Source organism: Geomonas sp. RF6 (assembly GCF_021044625.1).
Lineage (GTDB): Bacteria > Desulfobacterota > Desulfuromonadia > Geobacterales > Geobacteraceae > RF6.
In genome coordinates this window covers 1,687,592-1,713,457 of sequence record NZ_CP087999.1, presented here as the reverse complement: position 1 = coordinate 1,713,457, position 25,866 = coordinate 1,687,592, and the positions used below count along the sequence as shown (strand labels likewise).

The 25,866-nt window shown below is 63.8% G+C and carries 21 protein-coding genes; 7 read left to right on the top strand and 14 right to left on the bottom strand.

What is annotated here, in order from left to right:
- Positions 1-27: 27 nt before the first annotated feature.
- The 3 genes from LPW11_RS07295 to LPW11_RS07285 all read right to left on the bottom strand — a co-directional run bounded on the left by LPW11_RS07295 (position 28) and on the right by LPW11_RS07285 (position 2,284).
- Entirely contained in the window at positions 28-405 is a 378-nt protein-coding gene (locus LPW11_RS07295; RefSeq protein WP_230997466.1) for a copper resistance CopC family protein, read from the bottom strand.
- A 245-nt stretch (positions 406-650) separates the two neighbouring features.
- On the bottom strand, positions 651-1,442 hold the full coding sequence (locus tag LPW11_RS07290) for a rhomboid family intramembrane serine protease (RefSeq protein ID WP_230997465.1): 792 nt from the start codon (positions 1,440-1,442) through the stop codon (positions 651-653).
- 65 nt (positions 1,443-1,507) lie between these two features.
- Positions 1,508-2,284 (bottom strand): lytic transglycosylase domain-containing protein, encoded by a 777-nt coding sequence (locus tag LPW11_RS07285; protein ID WP_230997464.1) that lies wholly within the window; start codon positions 2,282-2,284, stop codon positions 1,508-1,510.
- Positions 2,285-2,418: 134 nt separating this feature from the next.
- Between LPW11_RS07285 and LPW11_RS07280 the strand changes: the two genes are divergently transcribed.
- Positions 2,419-3,114 (top strand): YceH family protein, encoded by a 696-nt coding sequence (locus tag LPW11_RS07280; protein ID WP_230997463.1) that lies wholly within the window; start codon positions 2,419-2,421, stop codon positions 3,112-3,114.
- A 114-nt stretch (positions 3,115-3,228) separates the two neighbouring features.
- Here LPW11_RS07280 and LPW11_RS07275 read toward each other — a convergent pair whose 3' ends face one another.
- The 10 genes from LPW11_RS07275 to LPW11_RS07230 all read right to left on the bottom strand — a co-directional run bounded on the left by LPW11_RS07275 (position 3,229) and on the right by LPW11_RS07230 (position 12,782).
- The gene (locus LPW11_RS07275) at positions 3,229-4,299 is read right to left on the bottom strand and encodes a type IV pilus twitching motility protein PilT (RefSeq protein ID WP_230997462.1); all 1,071 of its coding nucleotides are present in this window, start codon (positions 4,297-4,299) and stop codon (positions 3,229-3,231) included.
- Positions 4,300-4,346: 47 nt separating this feature from the next.
- Complete coding sequence (locus LPW11_RS07270; RefSeq protein ID WP_230997461.1) at positions 4,347-6,035, bottom strand: DUF4388 domain-containing protein; 1,689 nt, start codon at positions 6,033-6,035, stop codon at positions 4,347-4,349.
- Positions 6,036-6,205: 170 nt separating this feature from the next.
- Positions 6,206-7,093 (bottom strand): triphosphoribosyl-dephospho-CoA synthase, encoded by an 888-nt coding sequence (locus LPW11_RS07265; protein WP_230997460.1) that lies wholly within the window; start codon positions 7,091-7,093, stop codon positions 6,206-6,208.
- Positions 7,071-7,562 (bottom strand): citrate lyase holo-[acyl-carrier protein] synthase, encoded by a 492-nt coding sequence (gene citX, locus LPW11_RS07260; protein WP_230997459.1) that lies wholly within the window; start codon positions 7,560-7,562, stop codon positions 7,071-7,073. Before citX ends, LPW11_RS07265 begins: the two co-directional genes overlap by 23 nt.
- Positions 7,537-9,075, bottom strand: a complete 1,539-nt coding sequence (gene citF / locus LPW11_RS07255) for a citrate lyase subunit alpha (protein WP_230997458.1) — start codon at positions 9,073-9,075, stop codon at positions 7,537-7,539. The genes citX and citF overlap by 26 nt, the downstream gene beginning before the upstream one ends.
- Positions 9,062-9,982: an HpcH/HpaI aldolase/citrate lyase family protein gene (locus tag LPW11_RS07250; protein WP_230997457.1), complete on the bottom strand. Its 921-nt coding sequence runs from the start codon at positions 9,980-9,982 to the stop codon at positions 9,062-9,064. Before LPW11_RS07250 ends, citF begins: the two co-directional genes overlap by 14 nt.
- Positions 9,979-10,464, bottom strand: a complete 486-nt coding sequence (locus LPW11_RS07245; RefSeq protein ID WP_230997456.1) for a PPC domain-containing DNA-binding protein — start codon at positions 10,462-10,464, stop codon at positions 9,979-9,981. The genes LPW11_RS07250 and LPW11_RS07245 overlap by 4 nt, the downstream gene beginning before the upstream one ends.
- A complete protein-coding gene (gene citD / locus LPW11_RS07240; RefSeq protein WP_230997455.1) occupies positions 10,465-10,728 on the bottom strand; it encodes a citrate lyase acyl carrier protein in 264 nt (87 codons plus the stop codon).
- Positions 10,725-11,720 (bottom strand): [citrate (pro-3S)-lyase] ligase, encoded by a 996-nt coding sequence (citC, locus tag LPW11_RS07235; protein ID WP_230997454.1) that lies wholly within the window; start codon positions 11,718-11,720, stop codon positions 10,725-10,727. The genes citD and citC overlap by 4 nt, the downstream gene beginning before the upstream one ends.
- A gap of 48 nt (positions 11,721-11,768) precedes the next feature.
- Positions 11,769-12,782 (bottom strand): DUF3187 family protein, encoded by a 1,014-nt coding sequence (locus LPW11_RS07230; protein WP_230997453.1) that lies wholly within the window; start codon positions 12,780-12,782, stop codon positions 11,769-11,771.
- A gap of 357 nt (positions 12,783-13,139) precedes the next feature.
- Between LPW11_RS07230 and LPW11_RS07225 the strand changes: the two genes are divergently transcribed.
- From LPW11_RS07225 to priA, 6 genes are all read left to right on the top strand, one after another.
- A complete protein-coding gene (locus tag LPW11_RS07225) occupies positions 13,140-15,653 on the top strand; it encodes a penicillin-binding protein 1A (protein ID WP_230997452.1) in 2,514 nt (837 codons plus the stop codon).
- Between the two features lie 223 nt (positions 15,654-15,876).
- Positions 15,877-16,158: an HU family DNA-binding protein gene (locus tag LPW11_RS07220; RefSeq protein WP_230997451.1), complete on the top strand. Its 282-nt coding sequence runs from the start codon at positions 15,877-15,879 to the stop codon at positions 16,156-16,158.
- Positions 16,159-16,335: 177 nt separating this feature from the next.
- A complete protein-coding gene (gene pyk / locus LPW11_RS07215) occupies positions 16,336-17,778 on the top strand; it encodes a pyruvate kinase (RefSeq protein ID WP_230997450.1) in 1,443 nt (480 codons plus the stop codon).
- Positions 17,779-18,132: 354 nt separating this feature from the next.
- Positions 18,133-19,425 (top strand): DEAD/DEAH box helicase, encoded by a 1,293-nt coding sequence (locus tag LPW11_RS07210; protein ID WP_230997449.1) that lies wholly within the window; start codon positions 18,133-18,135, stop codon positions 19,423-19,425.
- A 128-nt stretch (positions 19,426-19,553) separates the two neighbouring features.
- Positions 19,554-20,756, top strand: a complete 1,203-nt coding sequence (locus LPW11_RS07205; protein ID WP_230997448.1) for an FprA family A-type flavoprotein — start codon at positions 19,554-19,556, stop codon at positions 20,754-20,756.
- A 289-nt stretch (positions 20,757-21,045) separates the two neighbouring features.
- Positions 21,046-23,298, top strand: a complete 2,253-nt coding sequence (gene priA, locus LPW11_RS07200) for a replication restart helicase PriA (RefSeq protein WP_230997447.1) — start codon at positions 21,046-21,048, stop codon at positions 23,296-23,298.
- Positions 23,299-23,784: 486 nt separating this feature from the next.
- Here the strand turns inward: priA and LPW11_RS07195 are convergent, their stop codons facing one another.
- Positions 23,785-25,638 carry a cytochrome c3 family protein gene (locus tag LPW11_RS07195; protein WP_230997446.1) on the bottom strand — a complete coding sequence of 618 codons (1,854 nt, stop codon included), beginning with the start codon at positions 25,636-25,638 and terminating at the stop codon, positions 23,785-23,787.
- Positions 25,639-25,866: the final 228 nt, after the last annotated feature.

Sequence of the window (25,866 nt, the reverse complement as noted above, 5' to 3'; positions counted from 1 at the left end):
TCCTCCAAAAAGGCCGCGCTTCCATCGCTAGTACCCTCCCGCAGTAAAGCTCACCCTGCCATGGAAAGGTCTGCCGTCCGCTCCTACCACCTTGTAGCGCAACACGTAGCTACCCATCCCGAGAACCGGCAGCACGACCGTCAGGTGATCGGTCGGGCCCGACACCTTCGGCTGCCTCGGCAACGCCGGCGTGAATCGCCCGCCGACCTCCGACAGACTCACCCTTGTCTTTGCCGGGTCGATAGCGCTGTCGAAGCGCAGCGTGATCGCTTTCGGAGCATGCGCCACAACCGCTCCATCTTCCGGATCCGATTGCACCAGAGCGACCTCTGCGCAGGCACTTCGGCTCGTCAGCACAATGAGGAGCAGGATCGGGAACATCAGCACAAAAAGCTTCACCCTCATTCCCCTCACCCCCTTTCGCTACTGTGTATGTCACTATAATTGTACCGGCTCAGGCACAGTCGCGGCAGGGGCATCGCCGTCGGAAGAGGAAAGGCTGAGGAAAATGTGCGGAAGGGAGGGCGGCGAGGAGAAAGGCGCCAGGAGGTCCCCCCTCCCTTGACGGGAGGGGGACAGGGGGTGGGTGACGCTGCCATCGGCTGTAATGGCGGCGCCTCCACGAAAGGGGGTGGGGCCGCGCGCGGGAACTATTTCTTCTTCGTGATGTGGTTGTGGCTGAAAATGTGGTCCTGGCAGTAGCCGTACTGTCCGTCGCACTTCGGGCAGTAGCGGAAGTCCATCTCGGGGTGAGTCTTATCCGTGATGCCGCAGGTGGTGCAGCGGTGCACCGGTCCGTCCCTTCTGACCGCGCGCTCCGCCTTCCGGGCGGCAACCCTTTTCCCCTGCCGCACGGTGAGGTAGATGTCGCGGCTGAAAAAGATCAGGTAGTTGGCGATGGCGGCAAGGACCATCAGTCGGGCGGACCAGTCCCCCACGATCAGCTGCCACGCGTACCCGAGCCAGGTGATGAGCGCCAGCCATTTTATCTGTATCGGCAGGATAAAGAAGAGGAGGATCTGGAAATCGGGGAAGAGGGTGGCGAAGGCCAGGAAGATGGAGCCGGCGATGAAGGTGTTCGTCATCGGCTCCCACGGCACGATGAAAGAGACCGCGACCGTGATGAGGAGCCCGAGGAGCAAAAAGGCGTTGTAGCGGAACGCGCCCCAGTGGGCCTCCAGGGAGGATCCCATCATCCAGAAGAAGTACCAGGCGAAGAGGGTGAAGATGAGGCTCTGCCGGGGCGGATCGAAGGGGAGGGCGAGGAGGCGCCACCACTCCCCCTGCATGAGAAGCTCCGCGGAGTAGTAAGTCATGCGCCGGTCCAGCTGCCCGGTCATGAACATGAGGTAGAAGAAGGACTGGCCGGCAATGAGATAGACAGTGACGTTCGAGAGGGCGTACCGGCCGAGTTTTCTTTCCAGCTTGTCGAGAAGTTGCATCTTGAGCTACCAGCTCCTTTGGCGGCGCTGCGACCGCGCGTGTGGCAAGAATCGCTATGGCTTGCCTACTGAGGGTTCTCCGTTTCAGGCGGTACTTCGACAGGCGCCGGAGTCCCGATATCTTCCTGGGGTGCCGCTTCCTGCGGCTGCTCCTGCGGTTGCTCCTGCGGTTGCTCCTGCGGTTGCGGCTGCGACTCCTCGGGCTGGACCTGCTCCTGCGGCTGCTGGGGCTGCTCCTCCTGCACCTGCGGCTCCTGGGGCTGTTCCTGCGGCTGCTCCGTTACCGGGGGCTCGGGTGGCGGCTGGTCGAGCTGTGCCATGTTCTTCTTCACATTTTCGGCAACGAGCGCATCGACTTCCTTCTTCACCAGCGCCGCCAGCTGGTTCTTCAGCGGAGCATAAGCCGCCTCCTGGGCGACGGGGGCCACCTTCTGCAGCTGTCTGAACACCATCTGAGCGTAGTGGTCGCGCTTCTCCGGGGTCTGGCTGTGGTAGCAGCCGATCGCCTTCCAGTTGTAGCCGTACTTGTTGATGCACTGCGCGAGGATCCAGGCGCCGGTCTTCGTGTTGTAGCATGCGTCGCCGAGCTCCTTCCAGCGCGCCGCACCGAGAGCAGGCGCCCAGCTGGAGTTGATCTGCATCAGGCCGACATCGTAGGTGCCGTTGGTGTTCCTGTTCAGCGCGGTGGGGTTGAAGTTCGATTCCACCTTCGCGATCGCCCGCAGGATCTGCGGGTTGATCTGGTACATGGCTCCTGCCTCGTCGAAGCAGAAAGAGTGTGCATTGCCGGCGAGCCACAGGGATAACACCAGTGCCACCGCCACCTTCTTGAGGTTACCCATCGTTCCCTTCTCCTCTTTGAAACGAAATTCCCCCCTGCTACACATGGCATCTCAGAACGAGCTTTTTTTCCGGCTTTGTGCTATATCGACAGTCAGCGCCGCGGCAACTGGGCGGCGGATTAAGGAGCTTTCGCATGAGAATGAATCTTACCGAAGAAGAGGTTCGCGTGCTCGGATGCCTCATGGAAAAAGAGCTCGCCACGCCGGAAAGCTACCCCCTGAGCATCAACGCCCTGACCAGCGCCTGCAACCAGAAGTCTAACAGGGATCCGGTCCTCTCACTCAGCGAGGGGGACGTCCAACGCACCCTCGAAACCCTCGGGACGAAGGGTCTGGCGCGTCTCACCGCCACCGGCGGGCGGGTCGCCCGCTATCGCCACTCGGTGGCCGAGAAGCTGAGGCTGGAGTCGCCGGAGAGGGCGGTGCTCGCCGAGCTCATGCTGCGCGGCCCCCAGACGGCAGCGGAACTGCGCAGCCGCGGCGAGCGGATGACCCCTCTGACTGACATCGAGGGGGTGCTGACGACCCTGCAGCAGCACGGTCCTCCCCTCATCACCCTGCTGCCGCGCCAGGCCGGCCGCAAGGAGCAGCGGTATGCCCAGCTTTTTTCCGGAATGCCGGAGATGGCCGACGTAGACGAGGTTCCTGAGGCCGCTGACCTCGCCGAGGGGGCTGAGTTCCCCGTCGTGCGGCGGGCGCCCCTGGCATCCCCGCAAAAGGTGGAGCGACAGGAGCGGCTTGAGAAGATTTCCCGGGACGTCACCGAGATTCGCTCCGAAATCGTGGAGCTGCGCCAGATGGTGCAGGAGCTGGTGGCTCTCTTCCAGTAAGGCAGTCTGTATTCCAGGCCGGGTACGCAGCGAGGCGTTCCCGGCTTTCCTTTTTGTGCCGGAAACGCTTCGCTTATTCCGGCCTACACGGAAGCTACATCTAACTCCGCCACGTCAGTTGGTGAACATGAGCTTCCTCTCCAGGTCCATGGAGTGCGACAGCCTCTTCGCGTCCTCCATGGTAATCAGGTCCTGCTCGTGCAGCTGCAGCAGATGCTGGTCGAGGGTCTGCATCTGGTACTGGTTCCTGCCGTTTTCCATGTGCGCCTCGATCTCGTCGAGACGGCCGTCCCTGATGCAGCTCTGGATCGTCGTGGTGGCGCGCATGATCTCCACAACCGGGATGATGTTCTCACCCGACTTCTCCTTCACCAGCCTGATCGAGACGATCGCCACCAGTATCGCCGACAGGCGGTGCCGGGCGATTTCCTGAGCCTCGGGCGGAAAGTGACCGACTATGCGGTTGATGGTCGCGACCGCCCCCTGCGTGTGCAGGGTGGAAAGGACGAGGTGGCCCGTCTCTGCGGCCTTTATGCAGGCGTCGATCGTCTCCAGGTCGCGCATCTCCCCCACCATGATCAGGTCCGGGTCCATTCTCAGCGCGGCGCGCAGTGCCGTGGCGAAGCTGTCCGTGTCGATTCCCACTTCCCTCTGGATGATGCAGCTCTTTTGCGACGAGAAGAGGAACTCGATCGGGTCCTCGATGGTGATGCAGTTGTAGCTGAAGTTCTCGTTGATGTGGCGCAGCATCGAGGCGAGGGTCGTCGACTTCCCGTTGCCGGTCGGCCCGGTGACCAGCACGAGGCCGTTCGGCGCCTTCACGATGTCGGCGAGGACGGGCGGCAGGTGCAGGTCCTGGAAGTTCCCGATCTCGGGGGGGATGACGCGCATGATGATCCCGAACGAGCCGCGCTGCCTGAAGATGCTGACCCTGAAGCGGCCGCCGCTCGGGAGGGAGTAGGCGGTGTCGAGCTCCTTCTGCTCGCTGTTCCACTGCCGGCCGTTGTGCAGCATGATCTGGGATACGATGAACTCCGTGTCCTCGCTGGTGAGCTTCGGCAGCTTCGAGCGGATGATCTGTCCCTTCCCGCGGAAAAAGGGCGGGTTATCGGTTTCGAAGTGCACGTCGGACACCTTTTTGGAGAAGGCTATCTCCAGGATCTGCACAAACATCTTTGCATCCATACGTTTCCCCTTTCTGGTGGTCTGCGGGACTTGATCTCTTTCGAACTCTAGGCGACGCGCGGTGCAGCGTGCTGGGCGACTCTCTTCCTGTACAGGGCGTTGTCGAGCACGAGCCCCGCGTGCTGCGCCATGATCTGCAGCAGGGAAAGCTGCGGGTCCGCAGCGGGGCCGTCACCCCAGTCTGCGTACAGAAGAGCGACAACCCTCCCCATGCTCTGCACCGGAAGGAGGAGGACGTCGCTGGAGGGCGCGCCGAAGTGGGAGAGGCTTTCCCGTACCAGGTCGTCCCCCTTCCCGTAGAAGATCTCCCCCTGTTCCGTGGCGTCGCGCAATATGGACGGCACATGGAGCGGGATGCGCAGCTTCAGCGGCGAGACGGCGCCGGGGGCGCGGAATCCTATCCCCTTCTCTGCCACCAGCTCGCCGCGCAGGAGTACGAGGGTCACCGCTCTCGGGAAGAATCCGGCGACGCAGCGCAGAAGGGAGAGGGTGATCTCCGCAGGGGTGCCGAGCTGCACCAGCTCGCGATAGAGCTTCATGAAGTGCGGCGGGAAGGGGTCGGCCTGCCGGGGGTGCCCCCTCCGCACGATGTAGCGCAGTGCCTCGCACGTCGCCACGAGATCCTCCACCACCGTCTCCACGGCGTCCGTCTCCGGCCACGGAAGGACGCCGCAGATCCCCCCCTGCACCGCGCTCGCGAAAAGCTGGTGGTTGCCGGGCGCCAGGAGGAGATACACCTCCACGGAGGGGAAGCGCTCGCAGAGCCGGGAGAGGAGCTTCTGCACCTCCGCGACACCGAGGGAAGCGGTCTCGGCGCCGAGAAGGATGATACGGCGCCTGCCACCCTCCAGAAGTGAGGGGAGCTCCTCTTCCTTTGCGGCGATGCCGCGCAGAGAATCGGCGCACGCCGCGCGTACGAGCTCGCCGGTCAGGGCGTCCCCCGTCAGGAGCACGGCGCAGGGGTCGGCGGCGGAACTTTCCGGCGCCAACCGGGCGAGATAGGCCACCAGACGCTCCACCCCCTCGGGAGGCACCCCCGGGAGGAGAGCCCGAAGCCTCTGACGCACCACCCCCGGTTCCTCCTGGTCGACGAGGCCGTGGAACGGCTCCGGCGGCGTCGTCTCCAGCTCGTCCAGTGCGTCGAGGCCGAGGTCCTCCGGGCTGAGCTCCGCCTCCGGTTCCTCACCACAGAAGAAGGTCGCGTCCATGAGGGTGCCGTCGCGCTTCCGCTCGTCGTAGATGCGCAGGGCGTCCATCAGCACGCTCTGGGTGTTCAGGTGTATCTGCTGCTCGAGCTTTTCAGGAAAGTAGCGGTACTCGTCGGAGACGAAGGTTTTCGTGACATCGAAGGAGAAGGTTCCCTCGCTCCAGGTGAGGACCTCCACGATGGTGAGTTCGATGAGGATCTCCAGCCCCTTGTACGCCTGGGGGGGGAGGATCGTCCCCGCCTCCACAAGCGCTGCCACCAGCGGGGCGCGCTTTTGTCCCGCATGAGCCTGCGACTTCAGGGCCCTGTCCAGCTCTTCCTGGGAGAGCGCCCCCATGTCCACCAGTATGCGCCCGATGCGCATGCTGTTGTTTACGTGATTGGCGCTTACGATGTACCCGCCGTCGAAGACGAGCTGGCTACCCCCCTTAGGTCCGGTGAGGGTGAGCGTCCCGCTCTTCCCCGTGGCGTGGAGCAGCTGGATGAGGTCGGTGATAGGCAGCGATTGCAGGTCGCCGTCAAAAGCCATAGAGGAAACCTTTGCGCAGACGGCGTCCGCGGCGCGGCAACGACTTTCCCGCACTGCGAGCGCACAACTGCCGGGGAGGTAGGTGCGGCCGCCATCTTAGCATGCGCATTTCCCAATTGTAAACCGCCATGGTGTTGAAGAAAGCGGCCCGGGGAGCCGCTGCAGGTCTTTCAGAAGGTCGCTGTGCAGGGGGTGGGCCAGATGGGGGTGGTGTGGACCTTGGAGTCGCCGCGGGTGGCGAGGTCGAGTTCGCCGGTGTGGCTCAGCCAGGCGAAGGCGAGAGCGAGGAGGTCGGCGACCCCTCCCATGGTGAGGTTCATCTGCATGTAGCGACGGTTCAGGTTGGTGAGAAAGGTCATGAAGTCGTCGCGCTCCGCGATCAGGCGCTCCAGCATCCTGCCGTCCTCGCGCAGCCGCGCCAGCCCCACGGTGCCGCAGCGGTGCAGCGCGGTGGTGTCCTCCACCGTCTGCATGAGGCGGGCGAGCATGGCGAAGGTCGCGCTGCCGCGGTTTCCCTCTGCAGCGATCTCCGCGCGATAGGCCGGGAGCGCCTCGTTGAAGAGGGAAGGGAGCCCCCGCAGCGCCTCAGCCTTGATCCCCCCGACCTGGTAGAGCTTGCGGGCGCGGCTGCCGTTGCTCTTGTGGTCGGAGGTCCTGGCAAAGAGCTGCAGCGCGAGGGAGGCGACCGCGCCGGAGAGGGCGCGCTCGTCGCGCCCGGGAGCGAGGCGGCTCGCACTGAGGAGGAGGCCGCTCAGAAAGATGAAGCCGCGGTGGCAGTTCGTGCCGACCTGCTGCATGACCGCGTGCTCCGTGGCGATCCCGAGCGTTATCTGGTCCTCCAGATCCTCCCCCGCGTCGAGGGAACGCTCCATCTCCGTCAGATAGCCGGAGATGATGGTGAGGGACTCCTCCATGCGGGAGACGGAGAGGTCCTTGTGGGAGCCGCTGTCGGCGAGGTCGACGAGACCGGGCTTCGGGGTCAGGTAGAGCTCCAGGAAGGCGCCGCGCAGCAGGTTCTGGGCCAGTCGTTGCGATTCACAGTGCATCAATGAGGGCATCTACCTCCTCCTGTAAAATTCGTGTCTCGTGCCGTTTGAGGCGCATGCACTCCGCCGCGCTCTCTCCGCACACGAGGCAGCGCCGCGGCGCCAGCCCCAGCAAGCTCCTGCCGAAGGCGCTTCCGCTCGTATCGTAGACATCGAGGTCTATGAGGCGCCCCGCAGGCTCCGAGCCTTCGATGGCGACCGCCTTCTCCTTCGCGCCGCGCGGGGTGAGGCGGGTCTGGTACAGGGCGTACGGGCCGAGGGGGTCCGTCCCGCTGAAAAGGAGCTCCACCGGGGCTTCGTCCGCCAGCCTGGTGAGCGCCCAGTTGAAGAGGCGCTGGGCTCGCTCACCGCTCTTTTCCGGTCCCGGAATGTTGAGGGAGAGCATGATGAGGCACGGCGAGTGCGGGGCAAAACTCTCCAGCTGGGCCTGGCGCCTGTCGCGGGCCGCCAGGATACTACTCTCTAACACGTCTAACGACATCGATGATGCTCCCGTCCCGGTACTCGATGAGGGCCACTACGTCATCCTCGAACTCCAGAGCTCTCGGGGTGCCGGTGACACGGTAAATTTCCTGCTGCAATTGGCCGATCTCTTTCACCGGCAGTTTCCTCGCCGCGAGCTCCTTCCTGAGCTCCGGGAGGCGATCGTTCACGGCGATTCCCCGCTCCGTCACCACCACACCGATCGTTTCCCCCGGGGTCGTGACGGTGGTGACCCTGTCCTTCACGATCGGGAGCCGTCCCCGGATGGAGGGGGCGACGATGATGGAGAGTTTCGCTCCGGCCGCGGTGTCGCTGTGCCCCCCGGTATTGTGCAGGAGGTAGCCGTTCGACTCCGTGTTCACGTTCACGTTGAAGTCGCTGTCGACCTCCGTGGCGCCGAGGATGACGCAGTCGAGGCTGTTCACCACCGCCCCGGCGTTGAAGGGGCTCGCGTACATGTCGGCGCTGATCTCCTGGTGGGTGCGGTTTCTCCCCATGGAACGCACCGCGTCGAGGTCGAAGCACTGCACGTCCAGAAGCGCCGAGAAGAGCCCCTCCTCCAGCATCTCCACGAAGTACCCGGTGATCCCGCCGCAGCCAAAGCTCCCCTTTATGCCGCGCCGGCGCATGAGCTGGCGCACCCGGTCCGCCACCGCGAGCGATATGCCGCCGCTGCCGGTCTGGAAGGAGAAGCCGTCGGCGAGGTAGCCGGAGGCGTCGATGACCTGCGCCGCGAAGTTCGCGATCTGCAGACCGACCGGATCGGTGGTGATGCGCGTCGTGGTGGAGACGATCTTCGCCGGGTCCCCGAGCCGCTCCACCAGTACGACGTGGTCGACCAGGGCCTGCGGGATGCTCACCGGGATCGCGGGGTAGGGGACCAGGTTGTCCGTCACCGCGACGACGACCCGCGCGTGCAGCGCGTCCACCTGCGCGTAGCCGAGGCTCCCGCAGGCGGAAGGGCCGAAGATGCCGTTCAGGTTGCCGTACTCGTCGCAGCAGGGGGCGGCGATGAAGGCGCAGTCAATCCCCACCGATCCCTCGATGACCGAGCGGGCCCTCCCCCCGTGGGAGCGGACGATGATCGGGCAGGAGATCTCCCCCTTGCTGGCGAGCTCGCCGATAAGGCCGTTCACGCCGCACTCGAAGCCGGCGATGACGCCGCTCCGTATGTGGGGGATGATCTCCGCATGCACCGGATGGACCGACGAGGAGGCGATCCAGATCCCCTTCAGCCCCATTTCCGCCAGGGTGTTCACCACCATGTTCAGGAGGAAATCGCCGTTTCTCAGGGAGTGGTGGGTGGAAATCGTCATCCCGTCCCGCAACCCCGCCGCGTCGACCGCCTCCCTGAGCGACGAGAGAAGCTTCTTTTCCCCCGGGTTTCGGCGCCTCAATTCGCGCGCGGCGATCTGCCCCGCCGGCTTCAGCGACCACGGGTCCGAGTAGGGGACGAGGCGCCTGCCGGCATAGCTCTCCGGGATCTCCCTGCCGAGGCTATTGAGCGCCATGGATGACCTCCTCGTCCACCGGGGTATCGGTCATGCCGTGGGCGTAGGCCGTCCGCAGCACCCGGGCCGCCCTCTTCACCACGGGGGCGTCGATCATCTTCCCCTTTAAGGAGATCACTCCGGTCCCCAGGAGGCGGGCCCTCTTTATCGCCTCGATGACCTCCAGGGCGTAGGCGACCTCTTCCTCCTTCGGGGCAAAGACGTCGTGCACGACCTCGATCTGGCGGGGGTTCACCAGTGACTTCCCGGTGTAGCCGAGCCTCTTTGCGAGCTCGGTCTCCGCTCTTAGCCCCTCCATGTCGGAGACGTCTGCGAAGATGGTGTCTATCGCCTGGATTCCCGCCGCCTTCGCGGCCCAGAGGATCTGGGTGCGGGCGTTGAAGAGCTCCTCCCCCCCCTTCGTCCGCTCGATCTCCATGCTCGCGGTGTAGTCCTCCGCCCCGAAGGCGAGCGCGAATATGCGAGACGAGGAGCGGCTGATGGCGGTGGCGTTGATGACCCCGAGCGCGCTCTCTATGGAGGGGAGGACGCCGAAGCGGCCGATCGGGAGCTCGAGCTCCTCCTCGAACTCGGTGAGGAGCGTGTCGAGGCGCTCCACGATCTCCGGGGTGTCCGCCTTCGGGAGGCGGATTCCGTCCGGGAGCGCCGGGAGGACCGTCTTCAGGTCCTCGTACCCCCAGCGGGTGTCGAGGGGGTTGATGCGCACGAGGATTTCCTTGTTCCGCTCCGTGTAGTTCTCCAGGAAGCGGCGCACCAGTTGCCGCGCTGCGTCCTTCTCCGCCAGGGGGACGGCGTCCTCCAGGTCGACGATGACCCCGTCGCATTCAAAGACAGGGATGTTCTGCAGCATGGAGGGCATGTTCCCCGGGACGTACAGGAGGGAGCGGCGCAGCTTCGAGTCTGTCATTGCGCTCTCTCCTCGTCGATGTAGATGGTGGGGATCCCGCCGATCTTCGATACGTGCCGCTCCACCCCTTCCACCGTGAGCTCCGAGAGCATGATCTCGCAGGTGGCGAATACCTGCGCCTCGTAGAGGTGCCCCCCCACGACCTCACCGGAGGACTTCCCGAGCATGATGTGGAAGTGGCAGTCGAGAAGGTCGGTCTCCCCCGATCCGGGCATGATGTTCCCGGTGAGGCTCAGGAGCTCGAGAGGCCCCTCTATCTCGTGGATCTGCACCCGCGGTGTGGTGATCGGGAGCTTCGCGCCGGTCTTGATGCCGCGCAGCTTCACGTTTTTCACGCTCCCGAGGGCGGAGACGATGACGGCGTAGCGGACGTCGGCGACATGGGCGAACTGCAGGAGACGGGTGGTGAGGTTTTCCCCGGGGGTGATCTTTATCAGGAAGCGCCTTCCCTGATTGCACTCCTTGTACCAGAGACCTTCCATCTACCCCTCCGCACCCCGCTGGAGCGCCGTCTCCAGACGCGCCTCAATGGCGTAGTCCAGCGCACCGCGGTCGGTGATGCGCACGAGCCCCGCCTCGACCCCGTGACGGGAGAGGACCTCGGCGACCTTCGCCCTTATCAGGTGCTCGAACTGCTTCTTCACCGTGCTCTCGATCTCCACGGCAAGCTCCTCCGCCGGCTCGAGAAAGACCATGAGATCGCTCGACTGCATCGTTCCGGCCTGCGCCTTTCTCGCTATCTTCATCGCCTTCTCTCCCACACCTCTCTCCCCTCGTCGGAAAGGAGATAACCCAGCGTCGACTCCGGAACGAGCTTCTCAAGGGAGTCGAGCTCGCCGTCCAGGAGGGCGCTGCGCACCGCGGAGGCGCTGATGGCGAGATCCCCCGCGCGTTCCCGCTCCACCTCGATGACCTCTATGCCGCACGCCGGGAGGACCCGGTGCATCGCGGCGTTATAGGCGGCGGTTGTCGCGCAGAAAGGTTCCGTGCCGACGAAGCGGCGCACGACTCCGAAAAAGGGGGCGATGCGGCTGGCAAAGAGCTGCAGGTCGAGCTCCATCTGCTCCCGGTGCCCCGGGTCCCCTTCCTTCAGGAAATAGGTCGGGAAGGTGACGCTCGAGATGGCGTACCAGGAGGTCTCCAGCACCGTCACGTTTTCCAGCTCCGCCACACCCCGCCGCACCATCTCGATCCTGCTCTCGAAGGGAAAGAGCGATTTCTCCTCCCGCACGACGAAGAGGTAGAGGTGGTCCACCCTTCTCGCGTTCTCCTCCACGAGGTAGCGGTGCCCGCGGGTGAAGGGGTTGCAGTTGGCCACTATCGCGCCATTGTTCCCCGGATTCACCAGGTGCCGGTGCTCCTCGAGGTAGCGGGAGAGGCCGTTGCCGTACTCCATGAGGGCGCTTTTCTTGTGGGTGACGAGAAGGTTGAAGTTCAACGACTGGAACGAGGGGGCGTGGGCCGGGGAGGTGAAGATGAAAAAGGAATCGACGCCGTGCTCGTAGCCGCGGCGCACGAGCTCGGTGACGATCTGGGCGAGGAGGGAACCCCCCTGGCTCTCCGGCCGCACCGCGAGCATCTTCAGGAGGCGTCCGCTGCGGGCACCGACCGCCTCAGGCGCACCACTGTGGAAGATCCCCACCAGGTCGTCGAAAGGGGGATCGAAAGAGAGGCCGCTGGCCGTGATGAGGGCTTTGGCCTGCTCCAGATCGGTCTTCGATAGGATCGGCACTACCATGGCGGATACTCTAACACTTTCCCATTGTAAACCAAACCATGTATACCATCAGAACTTCGTGGAAAGTGAAAGGTGAAAAGCGACGTCCGGAGAGGCGTTTACGATGATGTCCTCGGAGACTCCGATGTCCAGCGAGGTGCTCTCGGAAAAGGAGATCGTCCCCCCGGTGAGGAGCAGGAGGGAGAACGCATCGAGCTCGTCGAGCGAGCTGCCGTGGTAAAAGGGTGAGTGCCCGGAGAGCTGCACCTTGAAGGCGACCGGGCGCCACGGGGTCCACCCGGCCCCGAGCGACCCGAATCCGACGAGGTAGCGCTCCTGGTCCGGAATGACGTCCCCGCGCGTCTTCGCGAGCCCCCCGAGCGATCCGAAGAAGGCGACGGCGCCGAGGCGCTCGAGGGGGAGGTCCTGCTGCGCGCTCAGCCACAGGGAGAGATCGGTGCTGCCGCTCCCGTGGAGCCTGCTGCTCTCCCCGGTGGGGAGCTTCAGCGCGGCGCGCACGGCGACGGCGCGGCCGTTCTGGAGGTCCTGGTAGAGCTGGTATCCGCCGGTCAGCCGCACGTCGCCGATCCCTCCCCGGGAGCGGTCCATGCGCAGGCGCTCGCGGGAGTCCTTCGTGTAGACGTAGCTGAGGCGGTCTTGCGGCTCCTCCTTGCGCCCCCCTTGCGGCAGTCCGAAGAAGTCGTGCCAGTTCTCGATGAAGTCGTCGAATACGCCCCCCCCCTGGTAGACGAAGGGGATCTCGATCCCCCCCTCCAGCCCCCCCTCGAAGCCGCGGCGCAGCGTCAGCGTCGTGCGCCACGACTCGCCGTCAAGGGTGATCGATTCCCGAGGGGTGTTTTCGATGGCGTTGTTGTTGGCGACGTCGAGCGCCACCCGGGCGAGGTACCTCCCTTTGCCGAGGACCGTCGCGCTCTCCTGCGCCGGGAGGCCGTATATCTGCACCAGGGGGCTCTGGTCCTGCGTGTTGAAGGGGCCGAGCTCCGCCGCACCCGCGGTGGTGCCGGCGAGAAGGAGTGACGGTACAAGGAGCAACAGGCGAAACAGGCGAAAATTTCTCTTCATCGGTCATCCCCTCCACTCATTGAAAACGGAAAGAAGGCAGCCGCTCACTGTATACCCCTCCACACCGCCTTCAAGTCGACTGAAGAGGAAGGTTGAATCCCTCCCTCTACTGTTGTTTGAGGAGAGGAGTGAGTAACTTCTTTTCCCGGATAGTGTGCCAGCTTCTCCTTGTACTTTGATAGGACGCCTGCGTCAATGTCCAAAATTGCGAAAGCCTAATTCTGAGTGAAAAAAGTGAGTCTTCCCTAAGGGTCCGGGTGGTCTGAGGGGGCTTTACACAATAGCCTTGAATTAAATCAGCGTTCTGCGATAATGTGCAGTCTGCGTAATCTCATAGATAGACTGGAGTTTTACCATATGGAGACGTACAAGGCTCGGCCGCGCAGGAAAAAAGAAGGGTCCGGCAAGAAGCTTCTCGCTGGCATAACGCTCGGCGGGGGCGCCCTCCTGGTGCTCGCCTTCTTCGGATATTTCTTCTACCTGCTCGGAGCGCTCCCGAAGGTGGACCGCCTGGCCGACTACCGCCCGCCGATCGTGTCGCAGGTCTTCGGCGAGGACGGCAGCCTCGTCGGCGAATTCTACCTGGAGCGCCGCACGGTCGTGCCGGTGGACAAGATCCCGAGGCGTCTGATCCAGGCCTTTGTCGCTGCCGAAGACAGCAACTTCTACCAGCACAAGGGGATCGACTACCTGGGGATCGTCCGCGCCATCTTCAAGAACACCATGTCCCTTAGAAAGAAGGAAGGGGCTTCCACCATCACCCAGCAGGTGGCGAAGTCGATGCTCCTTACCCCCGAGAAGAAGTTCTCCCGGAAGCTGAAGGAAGCGATACTGGCGAAGAGGATGGAGGAGCGCCTCTCCAAGGACGAGATCCTGTACATCTACCTGAACCAGATCTACCTCGGCGCCGGTGCCTACGGGGTGCAGCTTGCCGCGGAAACGTACTTCGGGAAAGAGGTGGACCAGCTCAACCTGGCGGAGATGGCGATGATGGCCGGGCTCCCGAAGGCACCGAACGCCTACTCCCCGATCAAGCACCTGGACCGCGCGAAGGAGCGCCAGGGTTACGTCCTCGAGAGGATGGTGAAGGAAGGGTACATCACCCAGGCCGAAGCCGACCACGCGAAGGCCTTCCCGGTGGCGATCCACAGCCTGAAGAAGGTGAATCCCGAGCAGAGCGCCTACTTCCTGGAGCAGGTCCGCCAGCAACTGGAGGAGAAGTACGGCGAGGAGCGTCTCTACAAGGACGGCCTGAGAATCTACACCACCATGAACGCGGAGATGCAGAAGGCGGCCTACGACGGCGTGGTGAACGGGCTGAAGGCGCTGGACAAGAGGCAGGGGTTCCGCGGCGCCGCGCGCTACCTCACGGAAGAGGAGGTCGATCCCTTCTGCAAGAAGGTGGAGGACCAGATCGACACCGTGACGCTGAAGCAGGGTGGGGGCTACCAGGGGGTGGTCATCAAGGCCGACCCGGCGAAGGGGGAGCTCACCGTGCGGGTCGGCGACCGCACCGGGATCCTCGACAGGAAGGGGATGGACTGGGCCGGGCGCCTCGAGCTCGTGAACAGCTACGGCAAGCCGGAAGGGAAGCGTGCCATCGCCCTCGGTGCAGTCCTCGAGGTGGTGGCGCAGCAGACGGACCAGAACAGGGTTGGAGCGGTCTTTACCCTGGACCAGACGCCGGAGACCCAGGCGGCCCTCGTGGCGATCGACCCGCAAAGCGGCGGGGTGCGCGCCCTTGTCGGCGGATATGACTTCAGGAAGAGCCAGTTCAACAGGGCTACCCAGGCGCGCAGGAACCCCGGCTCGGCCTTCAAGCCGGTCATCTACGCCGCGGCGCTGGAAAAGGGGATGACCCCTGCCACCGTGATCCAGGACTCCCAGGTGGAGTACGACAGCGGGCAGGAGAAGACGTGGAAGCCGCGCAACTACGACAACATCTACCGCGGGCCGGTCACCATGCGCACGGCGCTCACCAACTCCATAAACGTGGTGAGCGTGAAAATCCTGGAGAGCATCGGCGTGAGGACTGCCATCGAGTGTGCGAAGAGGCTGGGGATCACCTCGCCCTTGGCCGGGAACCTCACTCTGGCGCTCGGCTCCTCCAGCGTCACTCCCCTTGAGCTCACCAGCGCCTATGCGGTCTTCGCCTCCGGAGGATACCGGATGGCGCCGTACTTCGTGACGAAGGTCCTCGATCGCGACGGCGCGGTGCTCGAGGAGATGAACCCGCCGAAGATCCCGGTCTTCACCGATATCTCCAGCGCCGGCGCCCCCCCGGAGGCGAGCGAGGATGCGGACGCATCCCTGACCGGAGAGGGGGCGGCAGCCACCGCCCGTATCGCCGCCCCCGGCACGGCACCCGCGAGACGCGGTGCAGCGGCTCCGAACCAGGTCATCTCCCCCGACGTCGCCTACATCATGACGAACCTCATGGAGAGCGTCGTCACCAGCGGTACCGGCGGGCGGGCCCGGGCCCTTGGCCGCCCCGTCGCGGGAAAGACCGGCACCACGAACGACATGAAGGACGCCTGGTTCGTCGGGTTCGTTCCGCAACTGGTGGCCGGCGTCTGGGTCGGTTACGACCAGGAGCGCAGCCTCGGTGCCGGCGGGTCAGGGGGGCAGGCGGCTGCGCCGATCTGGACCGAGTTCATGCAGCGGGCGCTGGCGGCGATCCCCTCGAAGCGCTTCGAGCCCCCTAACGACGTCACCTTCGCCCTCATCGACCCGCGCACCGGTCGGCTGGCGCGGGAGGGGACTCCGGGTGCTGTGCAGGAGTGTTTCATAAGCGGCACCGAACCGTCCACCTACGACCCGGAACCGGTCCCGGTCCCCGCTCAGGCGCCCCTTCAGGAGCCGGTTCTCTAACCGTCTGTTTTTGCGTCTTTCCGGCGAAAAGAGAGGCGAGCGGGTCCGCAGTGGAGGAAGCTTTCCGGAAACGCCGGAAGGGGCTTCGCGGAGGGGGGGATGGGCGCTAGAACCGCTCCTGGCGCGGGATAAAATCATTTCCGGTGCAAATAAAGCCTTGCAAAGGAAAAATTTATGGTTATAGTGACTTAAATTTTTGCACATAAGAAAAGGAGGGTTAGACATGACAAAAGCAGAACTCGTCGATGCAGTAGCGAAATCGGCTAATCTATCTAAGGGCGCGGCCGAGAAGGCCGTCGGCGCTTTCATCAACAGTGTCAGCGAGGCGCTGAAAAACGGCGACCGGGTTACCCTCGTCGGGTTCGGAAGCTTCGAGGTCTCCGACCGCCAGGCCCGCACCGGCAGAAACCCGCAGACCGGTAGCGAGATCAATATCGCAGCCGCCAAGGTGCCGAAGTTCCGTCCGGGCAAGGCGCTGAAGGACTCCATCGCTTCCGGCAAGTAATCCCTCCCCACATATAGACAAACAGAAAAACCCCGCAGCTGCGGGGTTTTTTCGTTATTGCGCCCCCCTTGAGTTTGCCACCCCCCTCTGCTACGATACTTGTAGTTCCGAGAAACTCATGAGAAACAGACGCCGATCCCCGGACAGTGCCGCCGGGGGAGCACCCGTGAGGCGGACATGATAACCACGAAGAGAAAGACGAAGATCATCGCCACCCTCGGCCCCGCCAGCTCCTCCGAGAGCATGATCGCGGCCCTCATCGAGGCGGGGGTGGACGTTTTCCGGATGAACTTCTCCCACGGGGTGCACGCCGAGAAGGGGGAGCTCCTGCAGCGGGTGCGCATGGTCTCGCAGCGGCTCGGTCGGGCGGTGGCAGTCCTTGCCGACCTGCAGGGGCCAAAGATCAGGACGGGGCATATGGAAGGGGGGCAGATGCCCCTGGTGAAAGGGGAGACGGTGCAGATCACCACCCGCGAAATTCTCGGGCGGGACAACCTCTTTTCCACCGTCTATGCAGGGCTTCCGAGGGACGTGAAGCCGGGGGCGCGCATACTCCTCGATGACGGCCTCATGGAGCTGAAGGTGCTGGAGGTCTCCGGCGAGAACGTGCGCTGCCGCGTCGTGGAGGGGGGGATCCTCAAGAACAACAAGGGGATCAACCTTCCCGGCGTCGACGTCTCCGCCCCCTCCCTCTCGGAGAAGGACCTGGGGGATCTCTCCTTCATCCTGCAGTCCGGCTTCGACTACGTTGCCCTCTCCTTCGTGCGCCGGGGAAGCGATGTGGAGCGGCTGAAGCGGATCATGTACGAGCAGGGCTCCAACCTTCCGGTGGTGGCGAAGATCGAGAAGCCGGAGGGGCTGAAGAACTTCAGGGAGATTCTCGCGGTGTCCGATGCCATCATGGTGGCGCGCGGCGACCTGGGGGTGGAGCTCCACCCGGAGCGGGTGCCGCTGGTGCAAAAGAGGATCATCCGGGAGTGCAACGAGGCAGGGAAGCCGGTCATTACTGCGACCCAGATGCTGGAGTCGATGATCAGCCACGCGCGCCCGACGAGGGCGGAAACCTCCGATGTGGCGAACGCCATACTGGACGGCACCGACGCCGTCATGCTCTCCGGTGAAACCGCCGCCGGCGCCTACCCGCTGCAGGCGGTGCAGACGATGGTGAACGTGGCGGTGGACGTGGAGCACGCCGAGCTGTGGAGGGAGTCTCCGCGCCCCCTCTCCTACAGCAACAACGTCGCCTCCGCGGTCGCCGGCGCGGCGTGCCAGGCGGCAGCTACCTTGAAGGCAAGCGCCATCGTGGTCATGACCCAGTCTGGGAGCTCCGCCTGCCTCCTGTCGAAGTTCCGGCCGCAGCTCCCGATCATCGCCTTCACCGCCAGCACCGAGGTGCAGCGCAGGCTCGCCCTCTGGTGGGGGGTGCGCAGCCAGCCTCTCGGTGCGCTGGGGGGGGCGGACGACCTGATCCCCATGGTGGAGGAAACCCTCCTCAAAAACGGCTTCCGCAAGGGGGACCTCATCGTCATCATCATGGGGATCCCGATGGAGGCGCGCGGCTCCACGAACATGATGCGGGTGTACAAGCTCGGCACCGGGTGGTACTACGAGGTCTTCTGAGAAAAAGGGGCTTTTGGGGGTGGAGTGGAGAAAGCTCTTTTTCTCTTGCATTTCACCTGGCGCTGTTGTAATAATGTGCGGCTGACTGACAGACCCCATACGGGAGCCGGTGCTCCCCCCCATCGATCCAACCCCTCGCATTCAAGAAATCCCCAAGAGAAATGCGGCATAGCTATGGTTGGCAACGATGTACCTTGCCGGTCATAGATTCTTTGCCCCCGATCACCGCAGTGGCGCAGACGCCCTCGTGCGACCGGCTTCTTATTTTTTTTGCCTCATTCATTTCGGCCGTCGTGCTCCTCCCAATTCCGCGAGGAGGATGCGCCGTTTTTCCCCCAGGAGAAAAGGAATTCCATGTCTTTTGAAACGTTGAACCTTGCCCAGCCGATCCTCAAAGCCATCGCCGCCCGCGGCTACACCGACCCCACCCCGATCCAGGAGCAGGCGATACCGCTGGCGCTGGCCGGGAAGGACCTGATCGGCACGGCGCAGACCGGCACCGGCAAAACCGCCGCCTTCGTACTCCCCGCGCTGCAGCGCCTCCTCGTCCCGTCCACTGCGCGCGGCAAAGGTCCCCGCATCCTCGTCTTGACCCCGACCCGCGAGCTCGCAAACCAGGTCACCGACGCGGTGCGCGCCTACGGGAAGTTCATGCGGGTGAGAAGCGGCGCCATCCTCGGCGGCATGCCGTACCGTGAGCAGCTCGCCCTGCTGTCGGCGCCGGTCGACCTGATCGTGGCCACCCCCGGGCGCCTTATCGACCACCTCGAGCGCGGCAGGATGAACCTCTCCCGCCTGGAGCTCCTCGTCCTGGACGAGGCGGACCGCATGCTCGACATGGGCTTCTCCGAGGACGTGGACAAGATCGCCGCCGCCGCCCCGGAGGCGCGCCAGACGATGCTTTTCACCGCGACGATGGACGACGCCATGGCGAAGCTCGCCAAGCGGCTCCTGACCGAGCCGGAGCGCATCGACGTGGCCCCGCAGCAGATCACGAAGCCGCAGATCGAGCAGCGCCTCCACGTGACCGACGACATCAGGCACAAGAACCGCCTCCTGCAGCACCTGATCTCCGACATCAACCTGACGAAGGCGATTATCTTCTCCGCCACGAAGACGGGCGCTGACCAGCTGGCGATGGAGCTCTACTCCCAGGGGCACGCCGCAGCGGCGCTGCACGGCGACATGAGCCAGGGCGCGCGCAACAGGACGATCGTCAATATGCGCCGCGGCAAGGTGCGCCTCCTTGTCGCCACCGACGTAGCCGCCCGCGGCCTCGACGTCTCCGGGATCAGCCACGTCATCAACTTCGACCTGCCGAAGTTCGCCGAGGACTACGTGCACCGCATCGGCAGGACCGGCCGTGCCGGCGCCTCCGGCGTGGCCATCTCCTTCTGCTCCTTCAACGAGGTGGCGTATCTGGACAGGATCGAGAAGTACACCGGGGAGTCGTTGCCGCACCACGTCATCCCGGGGCTCGAGCCGACCCGGCAGTTGCGCCGCACCTCCGGCAACGCCCCCCGCAAGGGGCGCCCCTTTGGCGATCCCCGCAAGAAGGGCGCACCCTTTGCCAAGGGACGCCCGAAGCAGGCGGGTTCGGGGAGAAGGGAGCCGGTCGTGGAATACCGGCACGGCAGGGGGAACTAGTACCCCTTTGCGGGTTGCGCCCCTCCCACCTTTTTGGTAAGGTCAATCGTCCGGTCCGCGCTAATGCGAGGCGGACCGCGCGGTTCCATCCAGAAGGTGCCGGCTTTTAGCCGGCAAAGGGGGTACCAATGGCGGCTATCGAGATTGCTGAAGGTTTGTACTGGATCGGGGTGTACGACCCCGACCTCAGGCTTTTCGACGAACTCTACCCCACTGAATTCGGCACCAGCTACAATGCGTACCTGGTGAAGGGGAACGAGCGCTGCGCCATCATCGACACCGTCAAGGGGAAGCGCCACCAGGAGTTCCTGGACAATCTGCGTGAAATACACGATCCGGCCCGGGTGGATTACATCGTGGTAAACCACTCGGAGCCCGACCATGCCGGATCGCTCCCTTTCCTCCTCGAGATCTGCCCGAACGCCACCGTCCTCAGCACCCAGTCCGCCCGCACCTTCCTCGGCAACCAGATCCACACCCCCTTCGCCTCCAGAGTGGTGAAGGACGGTGACTCCGTCGATCTCGGCGGGCGCTCCCTTCATTTCTTCGCCGCACCTTTCCTGCACTGGCCCGACACGATGTTCACCCTCCTTCGGGAGGACGGGGTTCTCTTCCCCTGTGACGCCTTCGGGGCCCACTTCACCACCGGGAAGATCTTCGCCGACGAGAACCCCGACTTCACCACCGAGATCCGTTTCTACTTCGACTCCCTCATGCGCCCCTTCAAGGAGAAGATCCGCAGCGCCCTCGCGAAGATAGAGGGGGTGGAGGTGCGGATGCTCTGCCCCAGCCACGGGCCGGTTCACCGCAATGACGCGATGGCGCCGATCGATCTGTACAGGAAGTGGGCGGAGCCGAAGCCGCGTGCCGGGAAGAGGGTCGCCGTCTTCTACATCTCTCCCCATGGCAACACGGAGAAAATGGCGGAAGCGGTCCACCGCGGCGCGTCCGGGGTCGAGGGGGTCACTGCCACCCTCTGCCGCATAACCGAGACTTCGCAGAGGGAGCTCCGGGATCTCCTGGAGGAGAACGACGCCCTCCTTTTCGGGGTCCCCACCATCAACCGGGACATTCCGAAGCCGATGTGGGAGGTCCTGGCGGATCTTTCAGCCGTGAGCCTGAAGGCGGAGATCGCGGGAGTCTTTGGCTCCTACGGCTGGAGCGGCGAGGCGTGCAAGATGGCCGAAGAGCGTCTGAAGGCGATGGGCTTCAAGATCCCGGTGCCGTACCTGCGCTTCCCCTTCAAGCCGAAGGAAGACGGGATTGCCGAGTGCGAGTCGCTGGGACGCACCGTGGCGCAGGAGATCATGAAGAAGGAAGTGAAGGCGTAGGCCACGGCGTGGCCGACACCGACTTCGGCATGCCGAACTTTCTGCTGAGCCGGCCACTTCGGCATGCCGAAGTAGCCTTTCGATGTGAAATGTAGGCCGGAATAAGCGCAGCGTTTCCGGCATTTTTGGCCGCTGCAGGCGGCTGAACCCCATCCCCGCCCTGTCCTATCCTTCAAAGGGAGGAGACGCGGCGGCTATCTTGCTGTACAATGCGCTGCTCTCTACGCGCCATCCGTATTTATCGTTTTCCTCTTCCTTACTTTTCCGTTCTTCCGGCAGCAAGGTTTTTATGCCCACATCGCAAGTCGTTGAAGTAGCCATCCCACTCCCTTTGCACGGCCACTTTCATTATCGTGTGCCGGCCCACCTCGTACCGCTGGCGACCCCGGGGAAGCGTGTGCTCGTCCCCTTTGGCAAGAGGAAGATTACCGGCTACCTCCTTGCTCCCGCCGAGGCGGGGAGCGCCGAGCTGAAGGAAGTGCTGGAGGTCCTGGACGACGCCCCCCTTTTCACCCCCTCCGAATTGACCTTCTACCGCTGGATAGCGAGCTACTACTTGCACCCGCTCGGCGAGGTCATCAAGGGTGCCCTCCCTGCCGGTATCAACCTGGAGAGCCGCTTCATGTGCGAGACGGCAGAGGATGGCTCCCTTGTCCGCACCGAGGTTCTCCATGGCGGCAGGAGCGTGCGGATGGAGAAGTTTTACCGCGCCCTTCCACTTCTCGCCCCGCCGAAGCTGAAAGGGAAAGGGGTGGAGATCCTCTCTTTTCTGGAGGAGCAGGGGGAGGCTTCAGCCTCGCTCCTGCGGGAGCGCTTCGGATCGTGCACCCCTCAACTGCACCGACTCGTGGAACTGCAGCTTGCCGAGTGCGAGGAGCGGGAAGTTTACCGAGACCCCTTTCATGCAGAGGTGTACCAGAAGGACACGCCGCTCCCCCTCAATCCTGACCAGACTGCAGCCCACGACGCGATTTGCTCCGCGCTCCGCTCCGAGGCGTTCACCCCTTTCCTCCTTCACGGGGTGACCGGGAGCGGCAAGACAGAGGTGTACCTGCAGAGCATTGCCGTCTGCCTCGAGGCGGGACGCACCGCGCTCGTTCTCGTGCCGGAGATAGCGCTCACGCCGCAACTCGTCGGGCGCTTCAAGAGGCGCTTTGAGTGCGGCATCGCCGTTTTGCACAGCGGCCTTTCCGACGGGGAGCGCTACGACGAGTGGCGGCGCATCAGGCGCGGCGAGGCGCAGATCGTGATAGGTGCCCGTTCCGCGCTCTTCGCGCCGCTGGAGCGGCTCGGGATGATCGTGGTCGACGAGGAGCACGAGACCTCCTACAAGCAGTCGGAAGGTGTGCGCTACAACAGCCGTGACCTCGCGCTGGTGCGCGGGAAGCTCGCCAACGCTGCCGTCGTCCTCGGTTCCGCCACCCCTCTCATCACCACGTACCACGCAGCGATGGAGGGGAGGCTTCGCTACCTCCAGCTGCCCAGCCGGGTGCGGGAGCTCCCGATGCCCGAGACGACCCTTCTTGACGCACGCGGGCAGAAGGGGGAGACGCTCCTCGCGCCGCTGAAGACCGCCATGGAAGAGAACCTGGCGGCGGGGGGGCAGACCCTTCTCTTTCTGAACAGGCGAGGCTTCGCGACCTATCTCGTATGCCAGGAATGCGGCCAGGTCCTGCGCTGCCCCAACTGTGCGGTGACCCTGACCTATCACCGCGGCCGCGGCAAGCACGTCTGCCATTACTGTGACTACGCCATCCCCGCCCCGACCGTTTGCGGCGCCTGCGACGGCGGCGAGATCGTCCTTCTCGGACGCGGCACCGAACGGGTGGAGGAGGAAGTGCAGGAGCTTTTCCCGGAGGCGCGCGTGGCACGGATGGACCGCGACACCACTCGGGGAAAAGGGGGGCATGCACGCGTCCTGAAGAGCCTCGAGGACGGCAGCACCGACATCCTCATCGGCACGCAGATGATCGCCAAGGGGCACGACTTCCCCGGCGTGACCCTCGTCGGCGTCGTCTCTGCGGACTCCACCTTGAACATGCCTGATTTCCGCTCTGCCGAGCGGACCTTCCAGCTGGTAAGCCAGGTAATGGGGAGGGCGGGGCGCGGGGACAGGCCGGGGAAGGTTCTGGTGCAGACCCTGGCACCGGAGCACTACGCCCTCACCTGCGCCGTAGAGCATGATTTCCGCGGGTTTTATGAGCAGGAGGTAGAGTTTCGCCGCGAGGTCGGCTATCCTCCCTTCACCCACCTCGCTGCGCTGACCTTTTCCAGCGTCACCGCCAGGCACGCCGAAGATTCGGCATCCGAGGCCGCGCGCCTTCTGCTGAGGGTGAAGCGCGAGCTGAAGGCGCGGGTCGAACTCCTCGGGCCGATCTCGGCGCCGCTCGGGAAGGTGCGGGGCCGCTTCCGCTGGCAGATCCTCCTGAAGGGGAAGGAGCGCCCCGATCTGCACAAGATGCTTCTCGCGCTGCGGCACGATTTTACCCATCCATCGACTGTGCGGGTGACGGTGGATGTGGATCCGGTGGAGATGATGTAGGAGCGCTGGGCGACGCAGAAGGTCAAAAGGGAAGGCGAGGCCATCACGTTCCCCCCTTTGCGAAAGGGGGACAGGGGGGATTTGACTCGGCCAGGACCGTCCTGCAAAGTGCGCAACTGCTGTGGTCCCAAGCAATTTCTTTGCTTCGACTTCGCAAAAAAGTGGTGGGCCTATGTCGTTGATCTTTGGACTGCCGCAGCACTGCGGTTCGACGACCGAGATGTACTGTTAAACGGGCTGCGGTTCTGGAGGAGACTCGAAGATCAAATCCCCCCTGCCCCCCCTTCGCAAAGGGGGGAACGTTAGGCCTTCGGCAGTGCTTCGTGGCAATGTACCCAGCCCCGCAATTTCCGGATGAACCTTCGCAATGAGGGGACGCGAGTGCAGCGGGGCGGAGCTGAGCTGTCTCATAGTTCCCGATAAAAATAAAAAGGGCACCCCCCGCGAGGGAGGTGCCCTTTTTTTCTTACTGCTCCTGCAGCGTCGTTAGACGCCCGGTCTCAGGAACGCCAGAACCATGAGTCCCAGCAGCGTGAGGCCGATGAGGAGGGCGGTGAAGCCGAACCCTTTCACCAGGAAGTCGTACACCACGCCGCTCGTCTTCTGAGCCTTGAACTGCTCGGTGATCCCTTCCTTCTCGTAGCGCGCCCACTGGTCGCCACGCTCTTCGATGAACTCATGCTTGGACATCTGCCCGTTGAAGATGACGAAGTCCATCGGGAACTTCTCCGGACGTCCATGGGTGTTGAAGAAGTGGACGCTGAAGATGAAGCCGGTCGCCAGGAGCGCCTCGTCGGAGTGGACGATCGTTGCTACGTTGAAGGCCCACCCCGGGAGGAAGTGCCCGAAGAATTCCGGGAACCAGAGCATGAGGCCGGAGCCGCCGATGGCGAACATACCCCAGAAGACCGCGATGAAGTCGAACTTCTCCCAGTAGGTCCAGCGCTCGAAGGTCGGTTTCGGACCTTTGAAGAGGAACCAGCGGACCATGCCGACGACGTCGTTGATGTCCCTGAGGTTCGGCATCAGGGAGTCAGGCCCGAAGAGCCTCTGCAGGAAGTTCCCCTTGAGGTCCTTGCGGATGAAGAGGAAGTGGATGGAAAGCGCAATCGCCATCGCGAAGTACACGAAGGTGATCCCGGCGCAGAGGCGGTGGATCAGACCTGCGTTCGCGGAGCCGCCGTAGAAGCCCATGAGGATCTTCGCCCACGCCTGGTCGCTGAACTTCAGCGGGAGCCCCGTGAGGGAGAGACCGAGGAAGCTCACGATAACGAGGATGTGCATGAAGATGTGGCGCGTCTCGAAGCGGCGGTACTGCTTGTGCCCGTCCGGAACGGCGTGCGGCACGTGGCCGTTTTCGAGCTCAGCTGCCTTCTCCCTGTTCTCCACAAAGCCGCGGATCATCCACAGCAGCGTGTGCAGCCAGAAGACCGCGAAGGTGGAGACGAGAAGCCCGGTCATGGCGAGGAAGGTGTAGTACAGGATCGGGTAATGCTCGCGATCGTTGTGCTCGCCGTGCGCGTAGAACTTGGTGAAGAGGGCGGTGCTCCCCTTGTGGCACTGGCCGCAGGTCTTGACCAGGTTCTCGGAGTTGACCGTCGACTTCGGGTCGCTCGGCGGCAGGACGTCGTGGGCGCTGTGGCAGTCGGCGCACCCAGCAACGCGCTCGGGGTAGCCGAGGCGGTAGTTCTTGCCGTGGTAGCTGGAGAGGTAGCTCTCGACCGCAACCTCGTTGATGTGGTTGCGCTTCACCAGTTCCTCGTTGGCGTGGCACTTGAGGCACACCTTCGTGTGGAACTCGCGGTTGGACTTGGACTTCGGATCGCCCAGCGCCTTGATGTCGTGGAGGCTGTGGCAGTCGTTGCAAGCCGCGGAGTCCTGGTTGCCGGCGAGGACACCTTTGCCGTGCACCGACTGGGTGAAGCTGCTCTCTGCCTTGTGACAGTTCACGCAGCTCGCCAGCACCCGGCGCTTGTCGCCCTTCCAGGCAACGTGGGTGTGGATGTCGGTGTGACAGTTGGCGCAGGTGACGCCGTTTGCCAGGTGGACGGAGCCGGCGTGCTCGGCGGTCTCTTTCCTGTGGCAGCGCGCACAGTCGACCTTACCCACCTTCACCTCGCCCTTCATGTGCTTGGTCAGGTCGGTAATCTCGATGTGGCAGCTGGTACAGCCGTTCTTGCCGTGCACGGAGGCTGCATGGGCCGCAGCAGAAATCTTGTTGCCGTGACAGCCGAGACAGGTTGTCGGGTCGATGGCGAGCCCTTGCGCGGCGTACGCCGGCAGTGCCAGTCCGAAGAGGAGCAGCAGCGACGGGAGGAGGCGGGTGAGTCTGAGAGACATGGTCAATTCTCCTGTGGATTTTAAAACGTCGTTACGTTGCACCGTAATCGGGCCGGAGCAAGAACCGCGCTACTTTATAGGAAGGCTCCGGCATAATCAATAGAAAAAATTCTAATTAGATCAAATTGTTGCGCAGAATCGCGAGGTTGGGAGATTTCAGATCCCTGTATATTTTTTCCATACACTTTTGCGGGAAATCGTTTCGTGCCTGGCGGGTATAGCGGGAGC

Bases quoted from the DNA above. Each gene is read 5' to 3' on its own strand.
- LPW11_RS07205 (WP_230997448.1), top strand. From the start codon at position 19,554: ATGGCGGCTATCGAGATTGCTGAAGGTTTGTACTGGATCGGGGTGTAC.
- LPW11_RS07290 (WP_230997465.1), bottom strand. From the start codon at position 1,442: ATGCAACTTCTCGACAAGCTGGAAAGAAAACTCGGCCGGTACGCCCTC.
- LPW11_RS07275 (WP_230997462.1), bottom strand. From the start codon at position 4,299: ATGGATGCAAAGATGTTTGTGCAGATCCTGGAGATAGCCTTCTCCAAA.
- LPW11_RS07210 (WP_230997449.1), top strand. From the start codon at position 18,133: ATGTCTTTTGAAACGTTGAACCTTGCCCAGCCGATCCTCAAAGCCATC.
- LPW11_RS07230 (WP_230997453.1), bottom strand. From the start codon at position 12,782: ATGAAGAGAAATTTTCGCCTGTTTCGCCTGTTGCTCCTTGTACCGTCA.
- citX (WP_230997459.1), bottom strand. From the start codon at position 7,562: ATGTCGTTAGACGTGTTAGAGAGTAGTATCCTGGCGGCCCGCGACAGG.
- LPW11_RS07295 (WP_230997466.1), bottom strand. From the start codon at position 405: ATGAGGGTGAAGCTTTTTGTGCTGATGTTCCCGATCCTGCTCCTCATT.
- pyk (WP_230997450.1), top strand. From the start codon at position 16,336: ATGATAACCACGAAGAGAAAGACGAAGATCATCGCCACCCTCGGCCCC.
- LPW11_RS07220 (WP_230997451.1), top strand. From the start codon at position 15,877: ATGACAAAAGCAGAACTCGTCGATGCAGTAGCGAAATCGGCTAATCTA.
- LPW11_RS07250 (WP_230997457.1), bottom strand. From the start codon at position 9,982: ATGACAGACTCGAAGCTGCGCCGCTCCCTCCTGTACGTCCCGGGGAAC.
- citC (WP_230997454.1), bottom strand. From the start codon at position 11,720: ATGGTAGTGCCGATCCTATCGAAGACCGATCTGGAGCAGGCCAAAGCC.
- LPW11_RS07245 (WP_230997456.1), bottom strand. From the start codon at position 10,464: ATGGAAGGTCTCTGGTACAAGGAGTGCAATCAGGGAAGGCGCTTCCTG.
- LPW11_RS07285 (WP_230997464.1), bottom strand. From the start codon at position 2,284: ATGGGTAACCTCAAGAAGGTGGCGGTGGCACTGGTGTTATCCCTGTGG.
- citD (WP_230997455.1), bottom strand. From the start codon at position 10,728: ATGAAGATAGCGAGAAAGGCGCAGGCCGGAACGATGCAGTCGAGCGAT.
- priA (WP_230997447.1), top strand. From the start codon at position 21,046: ATGCCCACATCGCAAGTCGTTGAAGTAGCCATCCCACTCCCTTTGCAC.
- LPW11_RS07225 (WP_230997452.1), top strand. From the start codon at position 13,140: ATGGAGACGTACAAGGCTCGGCCGCGCAGGAAAAAAGAAGGGTCCGGC.
- citF (WP_230997458.1), bottom strand. From the start codon at position 9,075: ATGGCGCTCAATAGCCTCGGCAGGGAGATCCCGGAGAGCTATGCCGGC.
- LPW11_RS07270 (WP_230997461.1), bottom strand. From the start codon at position 6,035: ATGGCTTTTGACGGCGACCTGCAATCGCTGCCTATCACCGACCTCATC.
- LPW11_RS07280 (WP_230997463.1), top strand. From the start codon at position 2,419: ATGAGAATGAATCTTACCGAAGAAGAGGTTCGCGTGCTCGGATGCCTC.
- LPW11_RS07195 (WP_230997446.1), bottom strand. From the start codon at position 25,638: ATGTCTCTCAGACTCACCCGCCTCCTCCCGTCGCTGCTGCTCCTCTTC.
- LPW11_RS07265 (WP_230997460.1), bottom strand. From the start codon at position 7,093: ATGCCCTCATTGATGCACTGTGAATCGCAACGACTGGCCCAGAACCTG.